Origin of the sequence: Microvirga brassicacearum, from assembly GCF_008757455.1 — a bacterium.
GTDB classification, from domain to species: Bacteria; Pseudomonadota; Alphaproteobacteria; order Rhizobiales; family Beijerinckiaceae; genus Microvirga; species Microvirga brassicacearum.
This window is the reverse complement of sequence record NZ_VCMV01000053.1, coordinates 1-8977: the sequence shown is the minus strand read 5'-3', so window position 1 is coordinate 8977 and position 8977 is coordinate 1. Positions and strand designations below refer to the sequence as shown.

At 61.2% G+C, this 8977-nt stretch carries 8 protein-coding genes; 7 read left to right on the top strand and 1 reads right to left on the bottom strand.

Features of this window, described 5'->3' with window-relative positions; all coding sequences use genetic code 11:
- A partial coding sequence (locus FEZ63_RS20855) for a hypothetical protein (RefSeq protein WP_201274238.1) occupies positions 1-500 on the bottom strand: 500 nt, incomplete at its 3' end.
- 509 nt (positions 501-1009) lie between these two features.
- Between FEZ63_RS20855 and FEZ63_RS20850 the strand changes: the two genes are divergently transcribed.
- The 7 genes from FEZ63_RS20850 to FEZ63_RS20815 all read left to right on the top strand — a co-directional run.
- Positions 1010-1933 carry a formylglycine-generating enzyme family protein gene (locus FEZ63_RS20850; protein WP_420846312.1) on the top strand — a complete coding sequence of 308 codons (924 nt, stop codon included), beginning with the start codon at positions 1010-1012 and terminating at the stop codon, positions 1931-1933.
- 104 nt (positions 1934-2037) lie between these two features.
- On the top strand, positions 2038-3693 hold the full coding sequence (locus FEZ63_RS20845) for an arylsulfatase (RefSeq protein WP_150948119.1): 1656 nt from the start codon (positions 2038-2040) through the stop codon (positions 3691-3693).
- Positions 3694-3834: 141 nt separating this feature from the next.
- Positions 3835-4203 carry an Ig-like domain-containing protein gene (locus FEZ63_RS20840; protein ID WP_150948113.1) on the top strand — a complete coding sequence of 123 codons (369 nt, stop codon included), beginning with the start codon at positions 3835-3837 and terminating at the stop codon, positions 4201-4203.
- Between the two features lie 129 nt (positions 4204-4332).
- Positions 4333-5922: an arylsulfatase gene (locus tag FEZ63_RS20835; RefSeq protein WP_150948111.1), complete on the top strand. Its 1590-nt coding sequence runs from the start codon at positions 4333-4335 to the stop codon at positions 5920-5922.
- A gap of 462 nt (positions 5923-6384) precedes the next feature.
- Complete coding sequence (locus tag FEZ63_RS20825) at positions 6385-7377, top strand: HAD family hydrolase (protein ID WP_150948107.1); 993 nt, start codon at positions 6385-6387, stop codon at positions 7375-7377.
- Between the two features lie 266 nt (positions 7378-7643).
- Positions 7644-7982 (top strand): hypothetical protein, encoded by a 339-nt coding sequence (locus FEZ63_RS20820; protein WP_150948105.1) that lies wholly within the window; start codon positions 7644-7646, stop codon positions 7980-7982.
- 260 nt (positions 7983-8242) lie between these two features.
- On the top strand, positions 8243-8977 hold a 735-nt coding region (locus tag FEZ63_RS20815; RefSeq protein ID WP_420846311.1), incomplete at its 3' end, for a hypothetical protein.

Here is an 8977-nt window from a genome sequence, read left to right as displayed (position 1 = left end):
GTCGTTCCGGGCTTTAGGAGGCTCCCCATTTGCCCGGACACCGCCCAGCCGCGCTCGCGGATTCGGTTCAGGGCTTCCGGATAAGTCGGGAAGTCCCGGTGTCGGGGAAGGGGTGCTTCGAACGGCCGGAGGGTGTTGGCGACCTGTCCGTCCAGATCGCTGAGGATCAACCAGGATCCGTCGGGAATGGGCGTCGCCCTGAGTTGGTCGTAGAAGCCCTTGGCGTCGCCGGACTTCAGAGCAGGCGATGAGGACAGGCCCTTCAGCAGAGCATTGCCCGCCGCTAGTTCCTGGTCGAACCCGAACGACAGCGCAATGACCGTGCCCAGAGTATCTCCCCGGATGTGCTGGCGCTCATGCAGGGCGTTCGAGAGCAGCAGCGCAGCGGCGAGGACGCAGGTGACCAGGATGACGGCTGTGAAGGTTAGGGCCAGCCGGCCGCGCAGACGGGGCGGCACCGGAAGCGAGCGCGCAACCTTCGGGACGGCACCGTCGCTCATGACGAGACCTCTGGCCGCAAGGGTAACGCAACGGGATCGGGGGTCGCGACGAGGACCTTCGGTCCTATAAGGTACGTTAAACCCTGAACCGGCTGCTGTCGACCTGGATCAAACCGGGCTTAGGACACTGACTCCAGACGCGACCCGGCTGGCCTTCGGCATCAAACCAATGATGAGAACCGCGGGCACAAATGAGGGTCTTCCCCGAGCAGTTTCAGGATTCACCCCGATGGACCCACGACCGCAAACGGGATGACACTGCCGACACGCCGGGACGGGAGCAACGGCCACCACGGTTGTCCTCATTGGTCAAGTGGATGTCCCACGCGGTCAAGCAAGCTCCGATCACCCGTCTACGATAATGCGTGTGCCGACTGGAAGTCCTCAGCCTTCTCCGCCGAGACGTCGCGCTGGCAGCGCACACCCCTTCGAGGTCAGATGCCATGGCTGACGCGAACTTGCTCGAGCCGACGGTCGATTACGTCGACAATTCGCCGGAGGACAAGGGGATGGTCCGGATTCCCGGCGGCACGTTCCGCATGGGCTCGGATGGTCACTATCCCGAGGAGGCGCCCGTCCATCACGTCACCGTCGACGGGTTCTGGATCGACCGGACGCCGGTCACTAACCACCAATTCCGGGAGTTCGTCCGCGCCACCGGCCATGTCACCGTCGCGGAAATCACGCCCAACCCGAAGGACTATCCCGGCGCCCTGCCGCACCTGCTTCATGCCGGCTCGCTCGTGTTCAGCCCGCCGGACTATCCGGTCGATCTCCGTCACTTCAGTCAATGGTGGATGTTCAAGCCCAGGGTGAACTGGCGCCATCCCTACGGTCCGGGCTCGTCAATCAAGGGACTCGACGACCATCCGGTTGTGCATGTCGCCTATGCCGATGCGACGGCCTACGCCCGTTGGGCCGGCAAGGACCTGCCGACCGAAGCCGAGTGGGAGTTCGCGTCACGCGGCGGGCTTGACGGGAGCGAGTTCGCCTGGGGCGACGAGTTCACACCCGGCGGGCGGCAGATGGCCAACACCTGGCAGGGCGCCTTTCCGTTCCAGAACTCCGCGCAGGACGGGTTCGAGCGAACGTCACCCGTCAAAGCCTTCCCGCCGAACGGCTACGGCCTCTACGACATGATCGGCAATGTCTGGGAGTGGACGAGCGACTTCTACGCGCCGAGGCATCCGGCCGAGGCGGTCAAGGCGTGCTGCATTCCCGAGAACCCACGCGGTGGCGCAGAGGACCAGAGCTACGCTCCTTGCGAGCCCGGGACCAGAATCCCGCGCCGGGTGCTGAAGGGCGGCTCGCACCTATGCGCGCCCAACTACTGCCGCCGCTACCGTCCAGCGGCGCGTCACCCGCAGCCGGTCGACACTTCGACAAGTCATGTCGGTTTCCGCTGCATCATCAGAGAGAGGAAGATCTTATGAACAGTGATCGTGCGTCCTCACAAACTCCTGGCGGACGATTCCGCGTCCGGCGCATGCGCGCCAAAGCCGGCCTGATCGGTGCAACGGCCCTGATCTCGGCGACGATGTCCGCTCCGGCCGTCGCGCAGGCCCCACAGCAGAAGCCGAACATCCTGTTCATCATGGGCGACGACATCGGCTGGATGCAGCCGAGCATCTACCACCAGGGCATCGCGGTCGGCGAAACGCCGAACATCGATCGCATCGGCCGAGAGGGTGCGAAGTTTATGACCTACTATGCCGAGCAGAGTTGCACGGCGGGTCGCAACGCTTTCTTCACCGGCATGCATCCGCTCAGGACCGGCATGATCCCGCCGCAACTGCCCGGCAGCCCGTCTTATCTGCGGCCCGGCACGCCCGCTGTCGCGAAGTTCCTGCACGACCTCGGCTACAACACTGGCGAGTTCGGCAAGAACCACCTCGGCGATCATACGGATGCACTGCCGACAGCGCACGGTTTTCAAGAGTTCTGGGGATATCTCTATCATCTCGATGCCATGCAGGGAGTGAGCTTCCCTGACATCAATAAGACGCCGACTGAGCAGACGGTCGCGCCAGTTTGCCGGAACACGCCGGTCCCCGGATTGGCCCAGAATCCCGCCGCAGTCGATCCCATGACGACCCCGTGCCTGACACCGCCGCGTCCAGTGATGTGGTGCAAGTCGTCCGACGGAACCGCAGCGAACCAGACTTGCAAGGATGAAGGACCACTAACGCTCGAGCGTTCAAAGACAGTGGACGAGGAGATTTCGGCGAAACTCATCGACTTCCTCGACCGTAACGACCCCGAGAAAACCAAAAAGCCATTCTTCGCTTGGTACAATCCGGCGCGCATGCACATCACCACCGTGTTGCCCGACAAATATCTTGGCATGGTGGGCGAGCCCGGCGGCAAGGACTGGGGCACCAATGAAGCTGGCATGAAGCAGTTGGACGACAACATCGGCTACGTATTGAAAAAGCTCGAAGAGATGGGCGAACTCGATAACACGATCGTCGTGTTCACCACCGATAACGGGGCCGAGACGATCACCTATCCAGATGGCGGTACCACCCCCTTCAAAGGCGGCAAGCTGTCCACTTGGGAGGGCGGCATGCGCGCTCCGCTGGTCGTGCGCTGGCCGGGGCACATCGAGCCGGGAACGATCAAGAATGAGATCTTCGCGTCACTCGACTGGTTGCCGACACTCGTCGACATCGCTGGCGGCGCCAAGGCCAACGACCTCAAGGCACAGATCGAGAAAGGTCAGTATCCCGGGATCGTCAAGACGACGCTGGATGGCGTCAATCAGCGCGCCTATCTGGAGGGTAAGTCAGAAAAATCGGCGCGCGACACCTTCTTCTATTACTCCGGTAAGGACCCGTCCGCGGTCCGCTACAAGAACTGGAAGCTCTACTTCGCAATGGTGTCCGATGCACCGGCGGGCTTCCTCACTGGCGTCGTCCCCTACCACTGGAGCCAGGTCGTCAACATCAAGCGCGACCCCTTCGAGACATCGATCGGAGAGCAGTCGAAGACCCTCCTTGGCATGGGCGGGGCCATTGGGGCGCCAGCCACAGCATACATCTATGACTGGAATCTCCTGCCGATGGGCCAGGCGCTGTGGCTAAAGGAGCTTGAGACCTATAGGGAATTCCCGCCGATGCAGGACCCCGCAAGCTATAATCTCGAGCAAGTGATGGAGCAGCTCAAGAAGCCGCAAGCTGGTGTCGGCCAGTGACCTGCACTGAAGCAAAGGGCACCCAATAGCCCCCCGAAATCGGCTGGCACCGCTCAGATTAGGTGCCCGCCGGTCACAAGCCAACAAGAAGACCAATGCAGGGGGCGAACCTCGATCCCATAGAAACGAGAGGAGACCGTCATGAAACCTACACTTGCGATCCTAGCACTCCCAGCGGCGCTTTTATTTTCTGGCCCGGCGCTCGCACAAAGCATGTGCGTCGTCGCGGGCAATCAGCCGATCATGGGTGCCAACATGACCGCAGACTTCGACGTCGCGGCGGGGCAAGGATGCACGTATGACATCCGTCCGCGCGGCACGCTCACCAGCGCGGAGGTCAGCCAACCGCCGCAGAATGGGACCATCAAGATGGTCGACAAGGACACGCTGACCTATGAGCCGAAGGCGGGTTTCCGCGGCGCCGACAGCTTCGTGATCACCGCGAAGGGACAAAGCGTCGACGAGAAGCCCGGCACGTCCGTGCTCAGCTTCAAGGTGAACGTAAAGTAGCCACGAACGCACGACGTCCATCCGGATTTGGTCCCGGAAATACGCATTCCGGCGCTCGGTGTCCGGCGCAAACCCGGATGGACGTTCGTGCGAGCGACGATACACCCAGTTCAACACAGAGGATCGAGAATGAGCACAGTCAGAAATATCGGAGTCGGTCTGCTGGCCTCGCTCACCTCCGTCGTCATCGCCCCCGCATTCGCGCAACCACAGAAACCGAACATCGTGGTTATCATGGCCGACGATATTGGGTACTGGAACATCAGCGCCTACAACCGCGGCATGATGGGCTACCGCACGCCCAACATCGACCGTGTCGCCAACGAAGGCGCCATCTTTACCGATTACTACGGCCAGCAATCCTGCACCGCCGGCCGCGCCGCGTTCATTACCGGGCAGAGTCCGTTACGAACGGGCCTCCTGAAAGTGGGATTGCCGGGAGCAAAGGAGGGCTTGTCGGAGAAAGACCCGACCATTGCCGACCTGCTCAAGCCCCAGGGCTACATGACCGGACAGTTCGGCAAGAACCACCTTGGCGATCGCAACGAGTTTCTGCCGACGGTGCACGGCTTCGACGAGTTCTTCGGCAACCTCTATCATCTGAACGCCGAGGATGAGCCCGAGCACCCGGACTATCCGAAGAACCCTGCCTTCAGGGCGCAGTTTGGACCGCGCGGCGTTCTGCGGTGCGTCGCCACGACCACCGACACGCCGGGCGATGATCCCCGCTTTGGCCCATGGGGCAAACAGAAATGCGAAGACACCGGTCCGCTCTCCAAGAAACGCATGGAAACCATCGACGAGGAATTCCTCACGGCTTCGCTCAACTTTATCGATCGCGCGCGTAGCGATCAGAAACCGTTCTTCCTGTGGTTCAATCCGAGTCGCATGCACATCTGGACACGTCTTAAAACCGAGTCGCAGGGAAAAACCGGGCTTGGGATCTATCCGGATGGCATGGTGGAACATGACGGCCAGGTCGGCCAGCTTCTAAAAAAGCTCGACGATCTCGGGATCACCGACAACACCATCGTGATCTACACCACCGATAACGGCGCCGAGACTTTCTCCTGGCCTGATGGCGGCACCACGCCCTTCCGCGGCGAGAAGAACACCAACTGGGAGGGCGGCTACCGCGTCCCGGCGATGATCCGGTGGCCAGGAGTCGTGCCGCCCCATACGGAGATCAACGACATCTTCTCGGCCGAGGATTGGGCGACCACACTCGTGGCGTCGGCCGGCGAACCGGACATCAACAACAAGCTCCTGCAAGGTTACGATGCGGGCGGCAAGACCTTCAAGGTTCACCTGGACGGCTATGACCAACGTGACCTGCTTGGAGGCAAGGGGCCGGACAAGCGACGGGAGTTCTTTTACTGGACCGACGACGGCAACCTCGCGGGCCTGCGCTATGACCAGTGGAAAGGGGTTTTCATGGAACAGAAGGCGGAGGGATTCGATGTGTGGGCGCAGCCCATGGTGGAACTTCGCCTGCCGATGCTGTTCAACCTGCGCTCCGACCCGTTCGAGCGCGCGCAACACGAGGCGGGCGACTACGTGCGATGGTTCATCGAGCATGCTTTCGTGCTGGTCCCCGCGCAGGCACTCGTTGCGCAACACCTCTCCAGCTTCCAGCAGTTCCCGCCGCGCCAACGACCCGGCTCATTCTCGGTCGAACAGGCGATGGAGAAACTTAGGAATCCACCTTCGAGCAACTAACCAGCCGACTGCGTCCGAGGCAGCACCTAGAGATTTTCTACCGAGATCAATGTAATTCAGCGACGGACGCAGTGCCGTCGGTTGAGAGACGGACAGGATAATATTTCGAACCAGAGGAGAAAGTCGTGATCAGAATTCTGCTAAGTTCTCTTGCTCTTACCTTCGTCGCAACAGCAGCCACGGCACAGGTCGGACCGCCCACATCTCAGAGGCCCTGTGCTGAAAACCGCGCACTTGTTGTCAAGGACGGCGCAGTCGTTCTTGACACCGGCCCATCGACCTACGCCCGCTTCGTCAATAGCGCTGCAAAATGCCTGGTCGACCAATTCCCGGAACCCGCGTGGGTCCCGAGCTCGAACAACCCACAATGCTTCATCGGCTATCGGTGCAGGGACAGTTCGGACGAGTTCTAGCATCCGAACACCAGCGATTCATCGAACCCATTTGGCACGGGAGATACACATGAGGAATTGTCTGTCACGATTCGGCACGATTGCCCTGCTCTCCGTCTGGATCTCGGCAGCGCTGGCTCAGACGGATCCGCTTCCGTCCTGGAATGACGGCGCCGCGAAACAGGCAATTGTTGCCTTCGTCACCGATGTGACCCGTGAAGGCTCTCCGGACTTCGTGCCGGCGCCTGATCGGGTCGCGACCTTCGACAACGATGGCACGTTGTGGATCGAGCAACCTATCTATGTGCAGTTCGCGTTCGCGCTGGACCGGGTCAAGGAGCTCGCGCCACAGCATCCGGAATGGAAGGACAAACAGCCGTTCAAGGCAGTACTCGAAGGCGACATGGCAACTCTGGCAGCCGCAGGCGAGCATGGGGCCGTCGAGATCGTCGCCGCGACGCATGCCGGCATGACGCCGGAGCAGTTCATAGGGATGGTGAAGACGTGGATCGCGAGCGCCAAGCACCCCCGCTTCGACCGCCACTACGAGGATCTCGTGTACCAGCCCATGCTGGAAGTGCTGGCCTATATGCGCGCCAGCGGCTTCAAGACCTTCATCGTCTCGGGCGGTGGCATCGAATTCATGCGGGCCTTTGCCCAGAAGAGCTACGGCATTCCCCCGGATCAGGTCGTAGGATCGAGCATCGTCACCAAGTTCGAGACGCGTGACGGCAAGCCGACCCTGTTCCGCCTGCCTCAGGTGAACTTCGTCGACGACGGCCCTGGCAAGCCGGTCGGTATCAATCAGCATATCGGTCTCCGCCCAATCGCCGCCTTCGGAAACTCGGATGGCGACCTCCAGATGCTGCAATGGACAACCGGGTCAGGCGGACGTCGCCTGGGCGTCCTCGTGCATCACACCGATGCGGAACGCGAATACGCCTACGACCGCAATTCTAAGGTCGGCCGCCTCGACAAGGCGCTCGATGCCGCGGCTACCGACCGTTGGACCGTCGTGGACATGAAACGGGATTGGAAAACCATCTTTCCAGTTCGGCCCTAGTGCTCGTTATCAACGCCGAGCAGCCGAGTGCCGCTTTCGCGCTCGGATCTGCCAGTAACAGCATTTTATTTTTGGAGATCGACGTGTCGAAAACACAGAAGACGATACGGGTTTGGGGGCTTTCTAAAAAGTTCACTCTCGCACCGGCAGTTGGGACGGCCTTGGCCTTGTGCGTCGCAGGTTGCGCTTCCTTGACTGCGGAGAGCCCAATTCCGGTCACTGCACCGACACAGCAGGATATCGCGAAACTGTCCCCATCAGGGAAGGTGACTCTCACCGAGGTATTCGTCGGAGGCGCCGGTCTCGGTAGGGGGCGCCTGACATTTCGCGGGAAGCAATATCCCTTCAAACTGGCAGGAACCGTAATCGGTCCTGGCAGCATCTCGAAGCGACAGGTCGCAGGCGACGTTTACAAGCTCGACGACCTCTCCCAATTCTCCGGAATCTGGGTCGAAGGAACCGGCCCCATCGGGCTCGAGACGGGTGACCGTAGTGAACTTTGGCTCGAGAACAAAGCTGGTGTCATCATGCATCTCGTCGGCCAGAGCGAGGGCATCACCCTCAGTCTCGGCAAGGACGAAGTCCTCATCGAGGTCACCAAATAGAGAGGGTGGCGGAGCCGGAGGCCTGCTTAACGACGAATGCACGCCGAGCATCGTTGTGACGAGCGGCATGGTGCCAACGTCGAGGCAAGAAGTTTCGAGAGTTCTCGCTTCCAACCTAACGAGCGCGCGATTATTTTTGTGAGCCTGCAAACCGCCTGCCCGATGCGCGGATCGAAACGTGCCGCCCCGCACTCTACGAGGGCCGCCACGGTGAGGGGTTGGACACATCGCTATCTCAAAGCAAAAGAGGAACAGCTATCATGAACATCCACCATATGGTCCATGCAGCACTTCTGCTCGCAGGAATTGCAGGGGCCTCGAGCCAATCCCTGGCGCAGGAAGCGGCCAAAAAGCTTCACGTGCCGCTTCAGAAGACCATTGGGGAAGCCACAAAGTCCGCCCCTGAACCATCTCTTGCCGTTATTAATTCGGCGGGCGCCCGCCTCGAGGGCGATAAGCTAATCCTCACCGGTGTCTCGGCGAACTCGATCGTATTCGCGGACCGTCCCGTGCGCGCGGCCGGGCACGTGACGACCGAGCAATTCATCATGCAGTGGGATCAAGGCAAGGACAGTTTCGCCATCGACCCACCCAACGCGACCGTCTCGGTTCTGGGCGGGAATGGATCGAACGTCGCCGACGCCGTTGTGACGCTTAAATCGGCCAAGTTGGAGGGCGCAACGCTTACCTTCGAGGTTGCCGTCCTCGAAGGAAACCTGGACGGCGCGACCGGACCTGCTGCATTGTTCATTGACTTTTTCGCAGCTCGTTTCGGGGGATTCCACGGTGGCTACGGCGGCTTCCACGGCGTCGCCGTGGGCGGATATCGAGGTGGCGCTTATTGGCACGCTCCGGTTTATCACGGCGCTTGGTACGGCGCCGGCGCGGCCGCAGGGGCAGCTATCGCGGGCGCAGCGGTCGGAGCTGCGGTCGCGGCGCCTTACTACAACCGATACGCCCCGCCACCACCCCCCGCCTGTGGCTACTACCCCTAC

What these genes read in the sequence shown, in the direction of transcription:
- FEZ63_RS20835 (WP_150948111.1), top strand. Translation starts at nt 4,333, where the DNA reads ATGAGCACAGTCAGAAATATCGGAGTCGGTCTGCTGGCCTCGCTCACC.
- FEZ63_RS20850 (WP_420846312.1), top strand. Translation starts at nt 1,010, where the DNA reads ATGGTCCGGATTCCCGGCGGCACGTTCCGCATGGGCTCGGATGGTCAC.
- FEZ63_RS20825 (WP_150948107.1), top strand. Translation starts at nt 6,385, where the DNA reads ATGAGGAATTGTCTGTCACGATTCGGCACGATTGCCCTGCTCTCCGTC.
- FEZ63_RS20845 (WP_150948119.1), top strand. Translation starts at nt 2,038, where the DNA reads ATGTCCGCTCCGGCCGTCGCGCAGGCCCCACAGCAGAAGCCGAACATC.
- FEZ63_RS20840 (WP_150948113.1), top strand. Translation starts at nt 3,835, where the DNA reads ATGAAACCTACACTTGCGATCCTAGCACTCCCAGCGGCGCTTTTATTT.